The 22,344-nt window shown below is 36.1% G+C and carries 12 protein-coding genes; all 12 read left to right on the top strand.

Annotated elements, in window-relative coordinates; genetic code table 11:
* Nucleotides 1-55 precede the first annotated feature (55 nt).
* The 12 genes from AAGV33_RS05950 to AAGV33_RS05895 all read left to right on the top strand — a co-directional run bounded on the left by AAGV33_RS05950 (nucleotide 56) and on the right by AAGV33_RS05895 (nucleotide 22,248).
* On the top strand, nucleotides 56-1,774 hold the full coding sequence (locus AAGV33_RS05950; RefSeq protein WP_373391044.1) for a polysaccharide lyase: 1,719 nt from the start codon (nucleotides 56-58) through the stop codon (nucleotides 1,772-1,774).
* Between the two features lie 91 nt (nucleotides 1,775-1,865).
* A complete protein-coding gene (locus AAGV33_RS05945; RefSeq protein ID WP_373391043.1) occupies nucleotides 1,866-2,534 on the top strand; it encodes a DUF3826 domain-containing protein in 669 nt (222 codons plus the stop codon).
* 135 nt (nucleotides 2,535-2,669) lie between these two features.
* Entirely contained in the window at nucleotides 2,670-4,364 is a 1,695-nt protein-coding gene (locus AAGV33_RS05940) for a polysaccharide lyase (RefSeq protein WP_373391042.1), read from the top strand.
* Between the two features lie 16 nt (nucleotides 4,365-4,380).
* Nucleotides 4,381-7,557 (top strand): DUF6298 domain-containing protein, encoded by a 3,177-nt coding sequence (locus tag AAGV33_RS05935; RefSeq protein ID WP_373391041.1) that lies wholly within the window; start codon nucleotides 4,381-4,383, stop codon nucleotides 7,555-7,557.
* A gap of 2 nt (nucleotides 7,558-7,559) precedes the next feature.
* On the top strand, nucleotides 7,560-8,975 hold the full coding sequence (locus AAGV33_RS05930) for a glycoside hydrolase family 140 protein (RefSeq protein ID WP_373391040.1): 1,416 nt from the start codon (nucleotides 7,560-7,562) through the stop codon (nucleotides 8,973-8,975).
* 155 nt (nucleotides 8,976-9,130) lie between these two features.
* A complete protein-coding gene (locus tag AAGV33_RS05925) occupies nucleotides 9,131-10,705 on the top strand; it encodes a glycoside hydrolase family 28 protein (RefSeq protein ID WP_373391039.1) in 1,575 nt (524 codons plus the stop codon).
* A gap of 239 nt (nucleotides 10,706-10,944) precedes the next feature.
* A complete protein-coding gene (locus AAGV33_RS05920; RefSeq protein WP_373391038.1) occupies nucleotides 10,945-11,817 on the top strand; it encodes a glycoside hydrolase family 43 protein in 873 nt (290 codons plus the stop codon).
* A 71-nt stretch (nucleotides 11,818-11,888) separates the two neighbouring features.
* On the top strand, nucleotides 11,889-13,763 hold the full coding sequence (locus AAGV33_RS05915; protein ID WP_373391037.1) for an exo-alpha-sialidase: 1,875 nt from the start codon (nucleotides 11,889-11,891) through the stop codon (nucleotides 13,761-13,763).
* A 151-nt stretch (nucleotides 13,764-13,914) separates the two neighbouring features.
* Nucleotides 13,915-16,704, top strand: a complete 2,790-nt coding sequence (locus tag AAGV33_RS05910) for a glycoside hydrolase family 78 protein (RefSeq protein ID WP_373391036.1) — start codon at nucleotides 13,915-13,917, stop codon at nucleotides 16,702-16,704.
* A 41-nt stretch (nucleotides 16,705-16,745) separates the two neighbouring features.
* Complete coding sequence (locus AAGV33_RS05905) at nucleotides 16,746-18,158, top strand: prolyl oligopeptidase family serine peptidase (RefSeq protein ID WP_373391035.1); 1,413 nt, start codon at nucleotides 16,746-16,748, stop codon at nucleotides 18,156-18,158.
* Complete coding sequence (locus AAGV33_RS05900; RefSeq protein WP_373391034.1) at nucleotides 18,142-20,616, top strand: glycoside hydrolase family 95 protein; 2,475 nt, start codon at nucleotides 18,142-18,144, stop codon at nucleotides 20,614-20,616. Before AAGV33_RS05905 ends, AAGV33_RS05900 begins: the two co-directional genes overlap by 17 nt.
* A 66-nt stretch (nucleotides 20,617-20,682) precedes the next feature.
* Nucleotides 20,683-22,248: an MGH1-like glycoside hydrolase domain-containing protein gene (locus AAGV33_RS05895; RefSeq protein ID WP_373391033.1), complete on the top strand. Its 1,566-nt coding sequence runs from the start codon at nucleotides 20,683-20,685 to the stop codon at nucleotides 22,246-22,248.
* Nucleotides 22,249-22,344 lie beyond the last annotated feature (96 nt).

The following is a 22,344-nucleotide window of genomic DNA, read 5'->3' as shown; positions in this document are numbered from 1 at the left end:
TCTAATAAATACAGTTCTAACCAAATGTTTTTTATTAATTAAGAATAATTTTAAAATGAAGAAATTAAATTTTTTACTAGCTGTTTTTGTTTTTGGAAGCGCTAATTGTTTTGCGCAATATCCAAAAATATCCCCTGAAGTTCAAGCGAGAGAAAAGGCGATTAAGGAGAAAGCGGAGAAACTTTCTAATGAGGCGTGGGAAAAGGCTAAAGTAATTGTAGAACAACAAGAAAGAGAAGGAAAACCTTATGTTCCTTGGGCATCTAGACCAACGGATTTACCACAAGCTTCCATTCCTGCTTTTCCAGGTGCTGAAGGAGGAGGAATGTATAGTTTTGGTGGACGTGGAGGTAAGGTGTATACCGTTACTAGCCTAGAAGATAGAGGGCCTGGTACTTTGCGTGAGGCTTTGGAACAAGGTGGGGCTAGAATAATTGTTTTTAATGTTTCGGGAATTATTAAAATTAAAAGTCCATTAATTGTTCGTGCTCCTTATGTTACTATTGCAGGGCAAACTGCACCAGGAGACGGAATTTGTGTAGCTGGAGAAACTATTTGGATTGATACTCATGATGTAGTTATTAGACACATGCGTTTTCGTAGAGGAGAAACTTTTGTAGGTCGTAGAGACGATGCTATTGGAGGAAATCCTGTAGGGAATATTATAATGGACCACGTTTCAGGTACTTGGGGATTAGATGAAAACATGTCTTTTTACCGTCACATGTATGCTGATGGAACAGGAGGACCTGATAAGAAATTTGGAACAGTGAATGTTACCATTCAAAACAGTTTATTTGCTGAAGGCTTAGATACATACAATCACGCGTTTGGTAGTACATTAGGAGGTGAAAATTGTTCTTTCATAAGAAATTTATGGTCTAGTAATACCGGTAGAAATCCATCAATTGGATGGAATGGAATTTTTAATCTTGCCAACAATGTTATTTTTAACTGGGTTAACCGTTCTGTAGATGGTGGTGATTACACGGCTCAGTATAATATTATTAACAATTACTTTAAGCCAGGTCCAGCAACTAATAAAGATGAGCCTATTAGTTACCGAATTTTGAAACCAGAATCTGGTAGAAGCAAATTGCCTTACGTAGTTTTTGGTAGAGCTTACGTAAACGGAAATTTTGTCGAAGGAAATGAAACAGTTTCAAAAGACAACTGGAATGGTGGAGTGCAAATGGAAAACAAAAAAGGAGAAGCAATGAGTCTTGAAGAAGCTTCTACTTATTTTCCTAAAATGAGAGTAAATCAACCTATGCCAATGCCTTGGTTAAAGGAATTTATGTCGGCTAAGGAGAGTTATGATTTTGTACTTGAAAATGCAGGAGCTACATTGCCTCAAAGAGATCCAGTGGATACCAGAATCGTAAGAGTAGTAAAAACAGGAAAACCAGAATATGCAGAAGGTTTAGATCCAAAATCATTCTATCAGTTTGAACACAGACGTTTAGGTCCAGATTCTTATAAATTAGGAATTATTACTGATATTGCTCAGGTAGGTGGATATCCAGAATACAACGGAACTCCTTATACTGATACAGATAAAGATGGTTTACCAGATGCTTGGGAGAAAAAATACAAATTAAATCCTAATGATCCTTCTGATGCAACAATTGATTCAGATGGAGACGGTTATACTAATATTGAAGAGTATATCAATGGTACTAATCCAAAGAAAAAAACAGACTGGAAAGATCTAAAAAATAACGAAGATACTTTGGCAAAATTAAAAGGTGGTTTAGCTGAATTTAAAAAATAATTCACTTGTGAATGGTATAATTCTTGCTCCGTCTGTGAAAGATTGAGCAAGAATTTTGCTTTATAATAACTAAAGTTTAAAAAAATAGAAGATGAAAATGTACAAAAAAATAGTTGCGGTTGCTTTATTAGTTTTTTTTGGTTTAAACCAAGTTTCAGCACAATCTGGATATGATCCTGAATATGTAAAAGTAACCAATGAAAGAGCTCAAAAAATTGTTGATGATTTAAAATTAAAATCTACTGAAGATCAATTGGCGGTTAGAGATATTATCGCTGAACAATACAGATCATTGAGTAAAATTCAAGATGGTCGCGATGTAAAAATTACTGAAATTAAAAAAAGCATTACTGATAAAGCAAAACAAGAAAAGACAGTTGAAAAGCTAAAAAAGGATGCAGATAAAAAAATCCTGTCGTTGCATAAATCGTATTTAAAAAAGCTAAGTAAAAAGTTAACTAACAGTCAAATTGTTCAGGTAAAAGACGGAATGACTTATGGAGTATTACCAATTACTGTTTTGGGTTACAATGATATGTTGCCAAATTTGACACAAGAGCAACAAAAATACATCTATGATGCTCTTGTTGAAGCAAGAGAACATGCTATGGATGGTGGTACGTCTAAAGAAAAACACGCTTGGTTTGGAAAATACAAAGGAAGAATCAACAACTATCTTTCTAAACAAGGATACGATTTGAACAAAGAAAGTACTGATTGGCATGAAAGATTAAAAGAAAGAGAAAAAAACAAAAAATAGTTTTTCGCCATAATTTTCTATCTATAAACCATTAAGAAATTAAGAGAGTTTAGAATTAACTTCTTTATTATCTTGATGGTAGAATTAAAAATAGTTAAACGTAAAATAGTTTAATTAATTCTTAAACCCTAAAAAATGAAGTACAATTTAAAATCACTGTTCAATTTAGGTATATTCTTATTCAGTTGTTCAGCAATACATGCCCAATATCCAAACATTCCAAAAGAAGTGCAAGATAAAGCTGATGCTGTTTTAGCACAAGAAGAAATAAGATTAGCCAAGATTTGGGCTGATAATGAAGCGGTTCTTAAAAATGAAATACTACAAGGTCGTCCCTATTTACCATGGGCGGCTTATCCTAAAGATTTGGTTCAGGCTGATATTCCTGCTTTTCCAGGAGCTGAAGGCGGAGGTGCTTTCACCCAAGGAGGCAGAGGCGGAAAAACATTTGTAGTAACAAGTTTAGCCGATAGCGGACCAGGAACTTTTAGAGAAGCCTGTGAAGCCGTTGGAGCTAGAATAGTAGTTTTTAATGTTTCGGGAATTATTAAATTAAAAACACGCATTAGTATGCGAGCGCCTTATATTACTATTGCGGGTCAAACGGCACCTGGTGATGGAATTTGTGTTGCTGGAGAAACCCTTGCAATTGATACGCACGACGTAATTATAAGACACATGCGTTTTAGAAGAGGAGCTACTGATGTTGCTCGAAGAGATGATGCAATTGGAGGAAATGCAATTGGAAATGTAATTATAGATCACTGCTCCGTAAGTTGGGGATTAGACGAAAATATTTCATTGTATCGTCATCAATTTCAGGCTAATGAGAAATCAAAATTAGAAAAATTACCCACTTGTAATATTACTATTCAAAATACCATTTCTTCAGAAGGTTTGGATACCTATAATCATGCTTTTGGAAGTACTATTGGAGGATTAAACAGTACTTTTATGCGTAATCTTTGGGCAAATAATATTTCCAGAAATGCATCTGTCGGAATGTATGGCGATTTTAATTTTGTCAATAATGTGATATTTAACTGGTGGAATCGTTCTGTTGATGGAGGAGATTACCGTTCGATGTTTAATATTATTAATAATTATTATAAACCAGGGCCAATCACTCCAGATGATAAGCCTATCCGTTACAGAATCTTAAAACCAGAATCAGGTTATATGGTTCCTAAAACTTTTGGACGTGCTTATGTAAACGGAAATTACATTGATGGAGTTCCTGAAGTAACTAAAGACAACTGGAATGGAGGAGTGCAATTGGAAGATTTAACTTTGGAACAAGCTAAAGATAAACTAGCATTGATCAAGCAAAAGCAAGCTTTTCCAATGCCAAAAATCACCATTATGAGTGCCGAAGAAGCTTATGAATTTGTTTTAAAAAATGTAGGTGCAACTTTTCCAAAAAGAGATGCGGTTGACGAAAGAATCATTAAACAAGTTCGAACAGGAAATATTGGTGCAAAAGACGGTTTAGAAAATACTATTGGACAAGAATTTATTAAAAGAAGATTACCAGCGGACTCTTATAAAAAAGGAATCATAACGCATCCAGATCAAGTGGGTGGTTATCCTAATTACAAAGGAAAAGCATACAAAGATTCAGACAATGATGGTATTCCAGATGCCTGGGAGAAAAAATACGGTTTAAATCCTAATGATGCCTCTGATTCCAATGGTGATTTGAACGGCGATGGTTATACTAACATAGAAAAATATTTTAACGGAATCGATCCTACTAAAAAAGTAGATTGGACAAATCCAGAGAACAACAGAGATACGCTTTTAGATCTTACCGCTGCTTTGTTACAATAGTTTTTTGAATTTTAATATGAAAAACAAATATCCATATCTGAATACTATTCATTGTTGTTTTAGCAACAAAGTCAACAAGTGTCTTCAATTGAAGACACTTTTGTTGTTCTTTTTAGTGAGCACTTTAAACGCACAAAATAATTTTCCGACTATTACAAAAGATAAAGCTGGAAAGGTAATTCGAACCCAAGATAAATTAGGAAATCAAATTCCTGATTTTTCTTTCGCTGGTTATCGCGCAGGCGAATATGCAATTCCAGATGTTGCTGTAAAAGCTTTTGTACCTCATATTTCAGGAGATGCAACCACTACAATTCAGGCAGCAATAGATTATGTGGCTTCGCTTAAACCCGATGCCAAAGGTTTTAGAGGTACTGTGGTTTTAGACAAAGGAACATTCAACGTTTCAGGTATTTTGCAACTAAAAGAAAGCGGAATTGTTTTAAGAGGAAGCGGTGCTGGAAATAACGGAACCGTTTTACTGGCAACAGGAACCGATAGAGGTGCTATCATCAATATTTCAGGAATTGCGAATCAGCTTTTGAAAGATAAATTTGAAATTGCTGATGCTTACACTCCATTGGGAAGCACTACAATTGCTTTGAAAAGTGTAAAAAACATTAAAAAAGGCGATCGTGTTTTAGTAAATACTCCTATCACTCAGCAATGGATTGATAGTCTGGGGATGAAAGAATTTGGTGGAGAAACAGGCTGGATTGGATGGAAAAAAGATGATTTTGTCATTCGTTCCGATAGAGAAATAACTCAGTTACAGGGAAACAAAATTACTATTGATGCTCCTTTAACCAATGCTTTGAACGAAAAATTATCTGTTTCAGATGTAACGGTTTATACTTGGTCGGATAGAATTAATACTATTGGAGTTGAAAATCTGACTTTAAAATCCGATTTTGATACTACAAATCCAAAGGACGAGCAACACCGTTGGTATGGAGTTTCGATACAAAATGCCGAAGATGCATGGGTAAGACAAGTCAATTTTGAACAATTTGCTGGTGGTGCGGTTTCAATTTTGAAATCAGCCAAAAGAATTACTGTTGAAGATTGTCTTTCATTAAATCCTGTTTCTGAAATTGCTGCTTTTAGACGAAATACCTTTTATACCGAAGGGCAACAAACTTTATTTCAGCGTTGTTATTCTGAATTTGGATATAATGATTTTGTTGTTGGCGGTTATGCTACTGCGGGACCCAATGTCTTTTTACAATGTCAATCGTATTTGCCTTATAGCTTTAGTGGTTCTATTGGAAGCTGGGCAACCGGAATGTTATTCGACGTGGTTTTAATTGATGGAAACGCTTTAAGTTTTAAAAATTTAGGACAAGATGGTCGTGGCATTGGCTGGAATGCAGCCAATAGTGTCATTTGGGAAACATCGGCATCTAAAATAGATAATTTTAGTCCGCCTACGGCTGATAACTGGGTTTTTGGTGTTTGGGCGCAATGGGCTGGAAACGGACATTGGAATGATGTCAACAGTCATATCAACCCTAGAAGTTTGTACTATGCTTTATTGGAACAAAGATTAGGCAAATTGCCAATGCAATCTCAAATTTTAGATTTAGGAACAGAACCTTCTTCGAGTCCAACGATTGAACAAGCAGCAGCTTTAACGGTGGAATCTTATAACAAACAAACCACTTTAAAAGAATGGATTGCTCAGGCTTCAACTCGAAATCCAATTGCAACGAATGTTTCCAAAGCAAAAGTAATTAGAGTAAAAGCTGAAACTACTGTAGCCGAATCGGAAACCGAAAAAGTGGAGATTAAAAACGGACTTTTAATTGCGAATAAATCCCTATTAACTGGAGAACTTATTGATGTTCCATGGTGGAGAGGAAGTTTACGCGATTCTGATGTTTCTGAAGCCAGACCGCACATTAGCCGTTTTGCACCGGGTCACAATGGTTTGGGTTATACTGATAATTTAGCCGAAACGGTTCGCTATTTAGTAGACAATAATAAAGCTTCTTTAGATCATAATTACGGTTTATGGTACGAACAAAGAATGGCAGATCATGAACGCATTCGCCGAATGGATGCCGATGTTTGGGCTCCTTTTTACGAACAACCTTTTGACAGAACGGGACAAGGAACAGCTTGGGATCATTTAAGTAAATACGATTTAACCAGATTCAATACCTGGTATTGGGATCGTTTGAAAACCTTTGCTGATCTCGCTGCTCAAAAAAGTAAAATATTGATGAATCAACAGTATTTCCAACATAATATTTTAGAAGCAGGAGCACACTGGTCAAGTTCCCCTTGGCGACCAGCAAATAATATCAATAATACGGGACTTCCTGAGCCTCCGCCTTACATGGGTGATAAAAGAATTTTTATTGCAGAGCAATTTTATGATATTCGAAATGAAAATATCAAAAAGTTACATCAGGGTTTTATCGAAAAAAGTTTAGAAAATTTTAAAGATAATGCCAATGTACTGCAATTTACAAGTGCCGAATATACTGGGCCGTTAACGTTCATGCAATTTTGGATTGATGTGATAAGCAATTACAAAAAGTCACATCAAAACGAATCGAAAATAGCCTTAAGTGCTACTAAAGATGTTCAGGATGCTATTTTAAATGATGCCGCAAGAGCAGCTACTGTTGATGTAATTGATATTCGTTATTGGCATTACAAAGAAGATGGAAGTTTGTACGCCCCAGAAGGTGGAAAAAACTTAGCGCCAAGACAGCATGCGCGACAAATGAAAGTGGGTAAGGAAACCGATGCACAAGTGTATCGATCCGTACGTGAATACCGAGATAAATACAGCAGCAAAGCAGTTATTTATTCGACACCAGGAGCTAATAGATTTGGTTGGTCAGTTTTAATGGCTGGCGGTTCTTTAGCAGCTATTCCTAAAATTACTATTCCAGGTTTTTATGAGTCGTTATCGACTATGAAAACCGTTCCAGATGAGAATTACAATAGCCCAATTTGGACACTAAAAAATAATGGAGAAGCTTATCTTTTTTATCTCCAAAAAGGAAATCAAGTAACAGTTGATTTGTCAAATGAAAAAGGAATTTTTGAGGTCTATTGGATTAATCCTGAAAATGGAAATCTAATTACAAAAGAAACCATTTCAGGAAAACAAAGTCATATTTTAAAAGCATCTGGAGAAAAAGAATCTAAAATTGTAGTATATATTAAAAAGAAATAAAAATGAAAATAATGATTTCTAAAAAGAAGATAGGTAAAATAATTATGCTCACAGTATTGAGTTGTGTAGCAATTTCATGCAAAGTAAATCAGGAGGAAACAAAACCTTTAGCAAAACTAGAAGTAGCTCCTAATGGTCATTATTTTCAAACCGAAGATGGAAAACCATTTTTTTGGTTAGGCGATACAGGTTGGTTGACTTTTGGAAAATTGAGCCGGGAAGAAATGAAGACCTATTTTCAGGATAGAAAAGCAAAAGGGTACAATGTAGTTCAAGTAATGGTTTTACACAGTTTGGCAGTGAAAAATGTGTATGACGATATGGCTTTGACTAATGAAGATGTATCTAAACCATTAGTTACTGAGGGGAATAATTTTGAGAATCCTGAAGAATATGACTATTGGGATCATGTAGATTATGCTTTAGACGTAGCACAAGAAAACGGAATTTACTTAGCGATGGTACCAGTTTGGGGAACTAACGTGGCAAAAGGAGATAAAGTAAATAAAGAACAAGCGACTCAATATGCGAAGTTTTTAGCCGATAGATATAAAAACCGAACCAATGTAATTTGGTTAAACGGTGGAGATACGCATGGTAACGAATTTAAGGATATCTGGAATGCAATTGGAAATACTTTAAAAACCAATAATCCAGATCAATTAGTGACTTTCCATCCTTTTGGAAGAACAGATTCTTCAGATGATTACCATAAAGCGGATTGGTTGGATTTTAATATGTTCCAGTCGGGTCACAAAAGATACGATCAGGATACAGTGAAAACGGCTTTCAAAGAAGACAATTATAAATTTGTCCACAGAGATTGGGATTTAAAACCAACAAAACCCACTCTTGACGGAGAACCATCTTACGAAGGAATTCCTCATGGTTTACACGATACTTTGCAACCTAAATGGAAAGATCAGGATTTAAGAAGATATGCTTATTGGTCTGTTTTTGCAGGTGGTGCAGGTTTTACTTATGGAAATAATGCCGTAATGCAGATGTATCATAAAGGCGAAAAGAAAGGTGCTTATGGAAACAAAGCCATTTGGAGTGATGAACTTCATGCACCAGGAGCAAGCCAAATGCAATATGTGAAAAAATTGATTCTAGAACACAACTATTTTGACCGAATTCCAGACCAATCCATTGTTGTTAATCAAGGAGAAAAATACGATTATTTAGCAGCAACAAGAGGAAATGATTACGCTTTAATTTATACTTATAATGGAAAAACGATGACATTGAATATGGGGAAAATTAAAGGAGAAAAAGTAAAAGCTTCTTGGTTTGATCCTAAAAATGGCGAAGAAAAATCCATTGGGGAATTTAAAAATGAAGGTGTTTTAGATTTTAATCCTCCAGGAGAAAAACAAGACGGAAACGACTGGGTTTTAGTTTTAAAGTCAAAATAACCACAATCTTGTCATCCCGAGGAACGAGGGATCTCCGCAAGAAACTAACATAAAGTTTATTTAGCATGCGGAGCTACTAACGAATATTCTTCCTCCGTGAAGATGACAAAAATGAGAATAAAATCTGCGCAATCTGCGTGCAAAAAACATACATTATGAAAATTAGAAATATCATATTACTACTTTGTTTCCTTACAGGATTCAATACCGCTTTCGCAAATGAAGGTTGGATAAACATTCTTAAAGTAGGTGGAAATAATAAAGGTGTAAAATGTACCGAAGCCATTCAAAAAGCAATCGATAATGCAGCAAATAGTGGAGGTGGAACCATCTTTTTCCCTGCTGGAGAATATTTAACGGGTGCTTTAAAATTAAAAAGTAATATCACAATTCATTTGGATTCAGGAGCACTTTTGAAATTTTCAGAAGATTTTGAAGATTACTTACCTTATGTAGAAATGCGTTACGAAGGAATTGTAATGAAGAGTTTCCAGCCATTATTTTATGCCAAAGATGTGGAGAACATTACCATCAAAGGTAGAGGTGTAATCGACGGACAAGGAAAAGCATGGTGGAATGAAGTGTACCGAATTGAAACGGCTAAAGGTCCAATTCCGGAAACCAAATACCAAAAAATGTGGACGGAGCAAAATCAAGGTATTGTATATGAGCCTTACTATAAAAGAACGATTGACAAACACTTTTTCAGACCTTCTTTTTTCCAGGCTTACAATTGCAAAAATATTTTAATCGAAGGAGTTACATTCAAAAACTCTCCTTTCTGGACCATAAATCCTGAATTTTGTGATAATGTAACCGTAACAGGAATCACAATTAACAATCCGCATTCGCCAAATACTGATGGAATCAACCCGTCATCTTGTACCAATGTTCATATTTCAAATTGTCATATCAGCGTAGGTGACGACTGTATTACTATCAAATCAGGTAGAGATGCTGATGGGCGTAAATACGGAAAAGCAACTGAAAACGTAACAATTACCAATTGTACGATGTTAAGCGGTCACGGAGGTGTGGTTATTGGAAGTGAAATGTCGGGCGGAATTAAAAAAATTACGATTTCAAACTGTGTTTTCGACGGAACTGATCGTGGAATCCGTATCAAAGCGGCTCGTGGTCGCGGAGGTGTTGTAGAAGACATTCGTGTAAGTAACATTGTAATGAAAAATATCAAGGAGGAAGCTATTATTATGGACTTATTCTATGATAAAGACAATCCTGTAGAGCCAGTTACGGAGCGTACACCAATTTTCAGAAACATTCACATTAGCGATGTTACAGGTGGAAACGTAAACAAAGCCGGATTTGTTCGTGGAATTGTTGAAATGCCAATTCAAAACATCACTTTTTCGAATATCAATATGGATGGAAAAGAAGGTTTTACTGTGGATACAGCAACGGATGTTGAATTTCATGATGTAAAAGTGAATGCTACAGTCGGTTCTTCTTTTAAAATTTTGGATTCGAAAAATCTTATTTTGGATAACGTAGGTTCTTCTACTCCAATCAAAGGAATTCCGGTTATTAAAATCGATAATGCTTCGAATATTATGATTAATAATAATTTCCCATTCAATGCTACTGATGTTTTTATCGAAGCAAATGGAAAAGAAACAAAAAACATTTTCTTAAAAAACAATGTGTTTCATCATGTAAATACTATTGTGAAAAAAGGAAAAGATTTGGATAAAAAAGCAATCTTAGAATAAGACAATGGTTTATCCTGCAAGGTCTTTTTCTGGCCTTGCAGAAAAGAAGAACTATAATAGAAAAAATAACAACTATCCAGTTTCGGCTCCCTCTCCTTTGGAGAGGGCTGGGGTGAGGTAACTATCATAAAATGAGAAAAGAAAGTAAAAATTCCAATTGTAAAGTCTCGTCTCCCTCTCCTTTGGAGAGGGTCGGGGTGAGGAAAATAGTAATTATTCTAATTTTAGCATTTTCTACTTTGGGATTTTCCCAAAAAAAGAAAGAAATATTCTTGTTTACTTCTTTTAGAGAACCTGCTACTGATGGTTTGCATTTGGCTTATAGTAAAGATGGTTACCATTGGGACGGATTAGAAGGTTCGTTCCTAAAACCAGAAATTGGCGCCAGCAAAATCATGCGTGATCCATCCATCACAAAAGGAGCGGATGGAACCTATCACATGGTTTGGACTACCGATTGGAAAGGTGGAAATGGTTTTGGTTATGCCAATTCGAAAGATTTGATTCATTGGTCAGAACAACAATACATTCCAGTGATGAAAAATGAGCCAGAAGTAGTAAACGTTTGGGCTCCTGAAATTTTTTATGATGATGTAAAAAACGAATACATTGTTATCTGGGCTTCAACGATTCCCTTCCGTTTTGCAAAAGGAGTGGAAGAAGAGAAAAACAATCACCGCATGTATTATGTAACGACTAAGGATTTTAAAACTTTTTCGGATACCAAATTGTATTACGAACCAGGTTTCAGCGTAATTGATTGCGTGATTGTAAAAAAAGGCAAGGACGATTATGTATTGGTTTTAAAAGACAATACGCGACCAATGCGAAATATAAAAGTGGCTTTTGGGAAAACGCCCTTAGGACCGTTTGAAAAAAGTTCAGAACCCTTAACAGAATATTTGTCTGAAGGACCAACAGTCGTAAAAGTCGGTAAAAATTGGTTGCTGTATTATGATAATTATGGTTCGAAAAATTACAAAGCGTTAAGCACTTCTGATTTTGTAAACTTTGAAGATGTTTCGTCTCAAATTCAATTACCAGAAGGACACAAACACGGAACCATTACTACGATTTCGAAGAAAACTTTGAAAAAGTTATTGAAAAAATAATAATGGATTTATTAATCCTATCAGGGTTCAAAACCCTGATAGCATTGGCTAATCTAAAATAACTAAGATTTATGATTCTATTTCAAAACATAAAAAGCAATATTACAACTGCAACAACCATTTTGTTGACTTGTGGAACAATTTCTTCTGCCCTAGCGCAAAAAGATACCATTAGATATACAGGCAAAACACTTTCTAATGTGGATTATCATCATGGACAATTGAGTCCAGCAGTTGGAGTTCATGCTACGCAAATTATGCGTGCCAGCAGAGAACATCCGGAAAAATCAGATGGTTTTGGTTGGACCTACAATCACCAGCCAATGATTGCCTACTGGAATAATACTTTTTATTTACACTATTTGAGTGATCCGGCAGGAGAGCATATTCCGCCGAGTCAAACTTTATTGTTGACTTCCAAGGATGGATCAAATTGGACAAAACCAAAAGTTATTTTCCCTATTTACCACATTCCTGATGGCTATAAAAAAGAAGGAGTTGACGGAGTAGCGAAGAACCTAGATGCCATTATGCACCAGCGTATGGGGTTTTATGTTACATCTGATAACCGATTGCTTTCATTGGGTTATTACGGAATTGCAATGGACAAAAAAGACGATCCAAACGACGGAAAAGGAATTGGTCGTGTGGTAAGAGAAATTTATAAAGACGGTAGTTTCGGACCAATTTATTTTATTCGATTCAATAAAAATTGGGATAAATCGATTGCTGCTTTTCCTTTTTACAAAAAGAGCAAAGACAAAAAATTCATCAAAGCTTGTGACGAATTGCTTTCGAAACCTTTAATGATGCAACAATGGGTGGAAGAAGCAGACAGAGATGATCCATTAATTCCGTTGCAAAAAGGCTACAAAGCATTATCGTATTATCATTTGCCAAACGGAAATGTAGTAGGTTTATGGAAACATGCTTTGACTTCATTAAGCAAAGACAACGGAAAAACTTGGGAGTACGATCCTTTGAGAGCACCAGGATTTGTCAATAGCAATGCAAAAATATGGGGACAAAAAACATCGGATAACCGTTATGCAACCATTTACAATCCGTCAGAATACCGTTGGCCATTGGCAATTTCAACCAGTGATGATGGTATCAATTACAAAGATTTATTATTAGTTCATGGCGAAATTAGTCCAATGCGTTACGGTGGAAACTACAAATCGGCAGGACCACAATATCCACGCGGAATTCTAGAAGGAAACGGAACTCCGCCTGATGGAAAACTTTGGGTAAGTTATAGCGTGAACAAAGAAGACATTTGGGTAGCTTCGGTTCCAGTTCCTGTAACTAGTGAAGTAAACGAAAATGTGAATGATGTTTTTAATGATTTGCCAAACGGCGAAGAATTAAAAATGTGGAATATCTATGATTTAGCCTGGGCTTCCGCCAAAATCGAAAAGAAAGCCGATGGTAAAAAAACCTTGACATTAAGAGATCAGGATGCTTTTGATTATTCCCGCGTAGAACGTGTGATTCCGTTTGCTCAAAAAATGGAAGCTACTTTTACTGTAGTTCCTGAACAAAATGATAACGGATTATTACAGGTAGAATTTCAAAATAAACAAGGACTTCCTGCGCTTCGAATTGTATTTGATTCGGATGGAGAAATAAAGGTAAAACACGGTGCTCGTTCTGGTGGAGTGGCAAAATATGAGGCTGGTGCAGCATATACAGTTACTGTAAAATTAGATGTTACTTCTCGTTCCTACACAATAAAAGTCAACGATGGTAAAGAGACTAATAAAATATTTTATGCACCAGTGGATGGAATTTCGCGTATTATGTTCCGCACAGGTGAACAACGTTATTCTCCAAATCCAGATACGACTCCGGATACACCAGATTATGTTGATTTGCCAAATACAGGAATTTTAATTCCGGAAGCAGTATTTAATATCAAATCATTGATTACTAAAAAATTATAAAAGAAAATTGAACGCGGATGAGACGGATTCGCTGGTGCGAAGTCACAGATTATGACGGATTTTTTGATATTTGAAAACAAAAAATCCGTTTTTATCTACGCTTTTACAAAGTAAATCCGTCTCATCTGTGTGCCAATCTGAACAATAAGAAATGAAGAGTCTAAAATCCATATTATTTCTCCTTTGCCTTTTAGTTGCTTTTAGCTCTAATGGACAAATTGCTGTTACCCATTTAACGTGTAATAGCGCAACAAATCCTTTGGCGATAAGTACAAACGAACCGAATTTCAGTTGGCAATTAGTTTCTAAAAAGTTCAATGTTTCACAAGCGGAGTATCAAATTTTGGTGGCTTCTTCTAAAGAAAAATTGAATGAGAAAGAAGCCGATCTTTGGAATAGCGGAAAAGTAACAGCTAATTCCAGCCAGAGAATTGCATATAAAGGAAAAAGTTTAAAAAGCGAAAACAAATATTTCTGGAAAGTAAGAGTTTGGTCGAATGATAAAAAAGCGTCTAAATGGAGCGAAATTAATTCTTTTAGAACTCAGCCGACGGGTTTGAACCCGATTTGGATTGGAGCTATTACAAAAGCAAATAGTCATTTGCCGGAAGGCAGAAATTATCATACTGCTACTTTCAAAAAAGAAAAAAGACAAGCTATTGTTGATGCGAGCGATTCTTTGGCTCGCAGCAGTATTCAATTGCGTAAACCATTTACTGTTTCGAAAAAAATAAAAGAAGCCGTTGTGTATGTTTCGGGATTAGGACATTATGAATTGACTTTGAATGGAAAAAAAGTAGGTAACAGCGAATTTGCTCCTTTATGGACAGATTACGATAAAACGGTTTACTACAATACCTATGAAATCAATGCGGACGAATTGGCTAAAGGCGAAAACGTACTTGGCGTTTTATTAGGCAACGGAATGTACAATATGGTTGCCGAAAGGTATGCGAAATTCTTTGTGAGTTTTGGTCCGCCAACCTTATTTTTAAAAATGAAAGTGGTTTATGAAGATGGTTCGGAACAAATTATTAAAACTGATTCGAGTTGGAAATATGCTAAAAGTCCAATTACGTTCAATAGTATTTTTGGTGGAGAAGATTACAATGCGAATCTGGAGCAAAAAGGTTGGAATACGGCTAGTTTTAATGATACTAATTGGAAACCCGTAGTCATTCAGGAAGCGCCAAAAGGCATTTTAAAAGCACAACAAACTACTCCGGTGAAAATTGAAGAACAGTTTGCAGTTAAAATCGTAACCGAACCGCAAGCGGGTGTTCGTGTTTTTAATATGGGACAAAATTTATCTGGTTTTCCAACGATTAAAGTAAAAGGAAAAAAAGGACAAATCGTGAGAATGTGGGTTGGCGAAGGATTGAATGACGATGGAACCGTGGGACAGGGAAGATCTGGAAAACCCTATTATTTTGATTATACTTTAAAAGGCGAAGGCGTAGAAGAATGGCAACCTAAATTCAGTTATTATGGCTATCAGTACATCCAAATCGAAGGTGCTAATTATAAAGAAACAAAGGACTTTTCACTGCCAACAATTGTAGATTTAAAATCTAATTTCATCTATAATTCAGCGGGAACAGCAGGAAGTTTTACTTCTTCGAATGAAATTTTTAATAAAACACATGAGCTGATTAATAATGCCATCAAGAGTAATTTTCAAAGTGTGTTGACTGATTGTCCGCACCGTGAAAAATTGGGTTGGCTGGAAGAATCACACTTAAATGGTCCAGGATTAATTTATAATTACAACCTGAAAAATTACATTCCGTCTATCATGCTGAACATTGCAGATGCACAGCGTGAAAACGGAATGATTCCTACTATTGCACCCGAATATGTGGTTTTTGGTGGTGATTTTACTGATTCTCCTGAATGGGGTGTGGCTGGAGTAATCCTGCCTTGGATGTATTATGACTATTATGGCGATGATTTTTTGTTGAAAGAATATTATCCTGTAATGAAAAAATATGTGGATTACCTGACTTCAAAGGCTGATAATGGCATTGTCTCTTATGGATTAGGCGATTGGTATGATTACGGAGAACATGCAGCGGGGTATTCTAAAAATAGTCCTATAGCACTCTCAGCGACAAGTCATTACTATTTTGGTATTGATTTGCTTGCCAAGGCTGCAAAACTACTAAATAAGAAAGAAGATGCTGTTACTTATGAAAATTTAGCAATAAGTGTAAAAAAAGCATTTAATGGCAAGTTTTTTGATAAAAAGACGAAACAGTACGGTACCGGAAGTCAGTTTAGCAATGCCGTTCCATTATTTATGGGAATGGTTGCTCCCGAAAACAAACAGGCTGTTTTAGATAATTTGGTAAACGACATCAAAGCCAGAAATTATCGATTGACAACTGGCGATGTGGGGAATCGTTATTTATTTCAGGTTTTGGCTGATAATGGGCTGAATGAGGTAATGTACAAAATGCACAATCATTATGATGCGCCAGGTTATGGTTTCCAAATCAAATTTGGCTTGACCACTTTAACCGAGCAATGGGATCCACGCAAAGGAAACTCTTGGAACCATTTTATGATGGGGCAAATTGAGGAATGGTTTTATGAAAGTTTAGTGGGCATTGTTCCTGATGAAACGAATCCAGGATTCAAACATTTCTTCCTGCAACCAGAAATTGTAGGCGATATGACTTTTGTTAAAGGAAGTTACAATTCGGTTTTTGGAGAAATTGTATCAGAATGGGAGAAAAAAGAGGATAAAGTGTCTTTTAAATTCACTATTCCAGCTAATACCAAGGCAACAGTAAAATTGCCTGTAAAAAAGAATGCAGTTATCAAAGTAAATGGTAAAATACTAAGTGATTCTAAAAATGTTCTAAAAGTTTTAGCTAATGAAGAAAAACCTTCATTTGTATTAGGTTCAGGAAGATATGTTGTAGAATGTGCTTTGTAAATGAAAATAAAATGATAAATTTAAGGATGAAAAGGAATAAAATGAAGAAGCTATTTTTTATGATAATGCTATTTTTGTTCCTTCCAAAAATTGAGGCGCAAACATCAGATGATAATTATAAAGAGCCAATTGTAAAGGCTATCAAAACAATAGAATCTCTTTTTAAAGTAACCATCAAGGACAAAGATGGTTTGTTGAAAGATAAAGAGTTAGATTATGCCGAGTGGAGAATTCGTCAAGGAAATTTAGACGTTTCATTGACAGCCATCTTAGCGCCATTCGATCTTACTTTTTTTAAAGAAAACGATTCGACTTATGCTATTCGAAAATTTGAATACGCCAGAAGATCGGCTAATATTGGTAAAGAACGTTTGGAATTTTTGACTGATTTGTATCCCAATTTAAAAACTTGGGAAATCAGAAAAGCCGATTTGAAACAATGTATAATCGGTTCTATTGGTTTAGACAAAGCACCGCCTATGCCAAAAGGAAAACCAATTCTAACTCCCAAAAGAATCTATAAAGATTACTCTGTGGAGAATATTGGTTTAGAAATTATGCCAGGTGTTTATGTTACGGGTTCTATCTATAAACCTTATCCTTTAAAAGGAAAAGCAGCAGTGGTGATTACGCCAAATGGACATTTTGGAGACGGAAGATATAGAAAAGACGAACAATTGCGTTGTGCGATTTTGGCAAAAATGGGAGCTGTTGTAGTCAATTTTGATTTGTTTGCCTGGGGCGAATCTACCTTGCAATTTGATTCGACTTTGCATCGAAATAGTATTGCACAAACCATTCAGGTTTTAAGTGCCGAACGATTGTTAGATTATTTAGCAACACAAAAATATGCCGACATGAACCGAGTGGGAGTAACTGGTGGTTCAGGCGGTGGCTCGATGACAATGTTCCTGGCAGCGATTGATAACAGAATTAAAGTTTCAGTGCCTGTGGTTATGACTTCGTCTCATTTTGTAGGCGGTTGTCCTTGCGAAAGTGGTCGCGGTTTACACCTTTGTGGAAACGGAACCAACAATGCTGAAATTGCAGCCATGGCAGCTCCAAAACCACAGTTGATTGTTTCTGATGGTGGCGATTGGACGGCTACGGTACCAGAATTAGAATTTCCATTTATTCAAAAAACCTATGGCTTGTATGGAAAAAAAGAGTTGGTTGAAAATGCACATTTTCCAAAAGAAGGACATAATTATGGAGAATCAAAACGTATGGCAATGTATCCCTTTATGGCAAAATATTTAGGTTTAGATATCAGTAAAGTTAAAAATAGCAAAGGAGAAATAGACGAATCGACTTGCGTAATTGAACCAACAGAAAAGTTATTGGTTTTTGGCGCTAAAGGCGAAAAATTACCAACAAACGCATTAAAAGATATTGATCAATTATATGCCCTTTTTGGCGAAAAAAACGAAAAAGTATATGAAGTTAAGAAATAATTTAGCTAGAATTTTGTTTGGATTATCGGCTTTTTTGGTAACGATAACAATTCAGGCGCAATCAAAATCGGATTTAAAATTGTGGTACGATAAACCCGCTGCTATCTGGAACGAAGCCTTGCCTTTGGGAAATGGTCGTTTGGGCGCTATGGTTTTTGGTAATCCATCTATTGAAAGATTACAATTAAACGAAGAAACCATTTGGGCTGGTTCGCCAAATTCCAACGCGCACACCAAATCTCTTGCTGCTTTGCCCGTGGTTCGAAAATTAATTTTCGAAGGCAAATTTGACGAAGCACAAGCCTTAGCCGATAAAGAAATGATGTCTCAAACTAATAATGGGATGCCGTATCAAACTTTTGGGAGCGTTTATATTTCTTTTTCAGGACATGATAAATTCAGCAATTATTACCGCGATTTGAATATTGACAATGCTACGGCAACAGTAAAATATACAGTTGACGGAGTAGAGTACAAAAGAGAAATTTTGACTGCTTTTGGAGATCAGGTTGTAGCTGTAAAATTAACGGCTAGTAAACCGGGAATGATTAGCTGTAATGTGATGATGAACAGTCCTTTTGATAAAACCGAACCGTATTCGGATGGAAATCAAAGTGTACTTTCAGGAGTGGGAAGTACGGTTGAAGGTCTAAAAGGAAAAATTAAATTTCAAGGACGTACAGCAGTTAAAAACACAGGTGGTTCAGTAAGTTCAAAAAACGGAATTATAAGTATCAATGGCGCTGATGAAGCAACTTTATACATCTCTATTGCAACTAATTTTGTTGATTACAAAACACTAGATTTAAATCAGGAGGAAAAATGTAAACGTTTACTTGAAGCTGCGTTGACAAAAAACTTCGATGAAATAAGGAAAAATCATGTGGCTTATTATCAAAAATTCTTCAATCGTGTGGCTTTAGATTTGGGAATTAATTCAGCTATGAATGCACCAACAGACGAGCGTATTAGAAAATTCTCGAAACAATTTGATCCACAATTAGCGAGTTTGTATTTCCAATTTGGACGTTATTTGTTGATTTCTTCTTCACAGCCAGGTGGACAGCCGGCTAACTTACAAGGAATTTGGAATGATATGTTAGCTCCGCCTTGGGAAAGTAAATACACTATGAACATCAATGCCGAGATGAATTATTGGCCAGCCGAATTGACGAATCTTTCTGAAATGCACGAGCCGTTTATCGAAATGGCAAAAGAATTAGCTGTTACAGGACATGAAACGGCTAAAACCATGTACAATGCCGATGGTTGGGTATTGCACCATAATACCGATATCTGGCGAATTACAGGGCCTATAGATCACGCTACATCTGGAATGTGGCCTACAGGTGGGGCTTGGGTTGCTCAGGATTTATGGGAAAAATATTTGTACACAGGAGATAAAAATTACCTGAAAGAAATTTACCCTGTGATGAAAGGTGCGGCAACATTCTTCTTAAATTTTTTAGTAAAAGATCCTAATACGGGTTATTTGGTAGTAGTGCCATCAAACTCTCCAGAAAATGTACATCCAGGTGGAAGCGGAACAGCTACGCTTGCGGCAGGAACTACAATGGACAATCAATTGTTATTTGATTTGTTTACCAATGTAATTAAAGCCACAAAAATTGTTGGAGAAGATGCTGCATTCGCAGAAAAAGTAAATGAAGCTTTAGCTAAAATGGCTCCAATGCACATTGGTCAACACGGACAATTACAGGAATGGTTGCAAGACTGGGATAGTCCAGAAGACAAACACCGTCACGTTTCGCATTTGTATGGTTTGTTTCCAAGTAACCAAATTTCGGCTTTTAGAACTCCCGAACTTTTTGAAGCGGCTAAAACTTCTTTGAACTTTAGAGGAGATGAATCTACAGGTTGGTCAATGGGTTGGAAGCTGAATTTGTGGGCTCGTTTATTAGACGGAAATCATGCTTACAAGTTATTGCAAGACCAATTAAAATTAGTCACTCCAGAACAGCGCAAAGGGGGTGGAACCTATCCAAATATGCTGGACGCTCACCAACCGTTTCAAATTGATGGAAACTTTGGTTGTACTGCCGGAATTGTCGAAATGCTGATTCAAAGTCAGGAAGGAGCAATCCAATTATTACCAGCTTTGCCAACGGTATGGAAAAACGGTTCGATAAAAGGAATTGTAACCAGAGGTGGTTATGTGGTAGATTTGGAATGGAAAAATAATAAAGTTTCAGTGTTGAAAATCCATGCTAAATTAGACGGAAATTGTAGATTAAGATTGGAAAACGGCTTAAAAGCAAATGGTTTCCAACTTAAAAAAGCAAAGGGAGAAAATCCAAATCCGCTATTTCAAACAGCAGATGTTAAAAAAGCCATTGTATCTAAAAAAGCAAATATCAAGAAATTTAAGCTTCCAAAATACAATGAATATGATGTGGAAATGAAAGCTGGAAAAACCTATACTTTTTCGGAAAATTAGTTTAGTCCAACCCTAACAGGGTTCAAAAACCCTGTTAGGGTTAAATAAAAATAAAATAATTTGAATATGTTAGACCAATTAAAATACAAAATAATCGCTTTCGTAATCCTGATTGCAGCTTTCAGCAGTTGTAAGTCAGGAGCGACACATTCTAAAAAAGGAACGGCAACTATTCTGGAAGCGGATAATTTCAAGCATTATGTTGATTATTTCAACACGATGGAAGACGAGAATTTGAAATTTGCGATTCCAAATGACAGTGCGTGGACTTGGATGGAAAAGAATATTCCGTTGTTTGAATGTCCACAGCAAAATTTTGAAGAAATCTATTATTATCGTTGGTGGACGGCTCGAAAACACATTAAGAAAACGCCACTTGGTTTCGGAATTACCGAGTTTTTAGTAGATCGTTCGTATGCCGATAAATACAATTTGATTGCTTGCGCTTTAGGACACCATATTAACGAATTCCGATGGGTTCATGATCCAAAATACATTGAGCAAGATGTGCATTTGTGGTACAGAGGCAATGACGGGAAACCAATGAATAAATTGTATAAATTTAGTAGCTGGACTGCCGATGCTTTGTACAATCGTTATTTGGTGAATAATGATAAGAATTTCTTGTTAGACATGATGCCAGATATGATTACAGATTATTCGGTTTGGGAAAAAGACAGAATGCGTTCTGATGGTTTGTTTTGGCAGCATGATGTAAAAGATGGAATGGAAGAATCGTTGAGTGGTGGACGTAAAGTACAAAATGCAAGACCAACGATTAACAGTTATATGTATGCCAATGCAATGGCTATTTCGAAAATGGCTACCATGAAAGGAGATAAAACACTGGAAGAAAAATTCAAATCAAAGGCGGATAATTTGCAAAGTTTAATTGAAAAAAAACTATGGAATCCGAAAAGTGAATTCTTTGAAACGTTTACGGAGAAAGATACTTTGGCACAAGTAAGAGAAGCAATTGGATTTATTCCTTGGTATTTTAATTTGCCACAAAAAGACAAAGGTTTTGAAAAAGCCTGGGAACAGATTAAGGATGAAAAAGGATTTTCGGCACCTTTTGGTTTGACAACGGCGGAGCGCAGAAGTCCGCGTTTCAGAACTCACGGAACCGGAACTTGTGAATGGGACGGTGCGATTTGGCCTTTTGCGACAGCGCAAACTTTGACCGCTTTGGCCAATGTTCTGAATAATTACAATCAAACTTTCGTTGACAAAACCGATTATTTCAAACAAATGGATTTGTATGTACAATCGCAATATTACAGAGGAAAACCGTATATCGGGGAATATCTGGATGAAACTACGGGTTATTGGCTAATGGGTGACAGAGAACGCAGCCGTTATTACAATCATTCGACTTTTAACGATTTGATGATTACAGGATTGGTGGGTTTACGCCCAAGAGCCGATGAAAAAATAGAGGTGAATCCGTTGATTCCACAGGAAAAATGGGATTGGTTTTGTTTGGATAATGTGTTGTATCACAGCAATATCATCACAATTCTTTGGGATAAAACTGGAGAAAAATACGGTAAAGGAAAAGGTTTCCGAGTTTTTAAAAACGGAAAGGAAATTGCGGTTTCTGAAAAATTGGAGAAATTAGTCTCGGAATAACATTAGAGATAACGTCTAGTTTGTCATTTCGATGAACTAACACAAAGTTTATTTAGCATGTCGAGCTACTAACGAAGATTCTTCCTTCGTCAGAAT

The organism is Flavobacterium magnesitis, from assembly GCF_041729735.1.
Taxonomy (GTDB): domain Bacteria; phylum Bacteroidota; class Bacteroidia; order Flavobacteriales; family Flavobacteriaceae; genus Flavobacterium; species Flavobacterium magnesitis.
The sequence above is the reverse complement of the archived record's forward strand: the minus strand, read 5'-3'. Positions and strand labels throughout refer to the sequence as shown.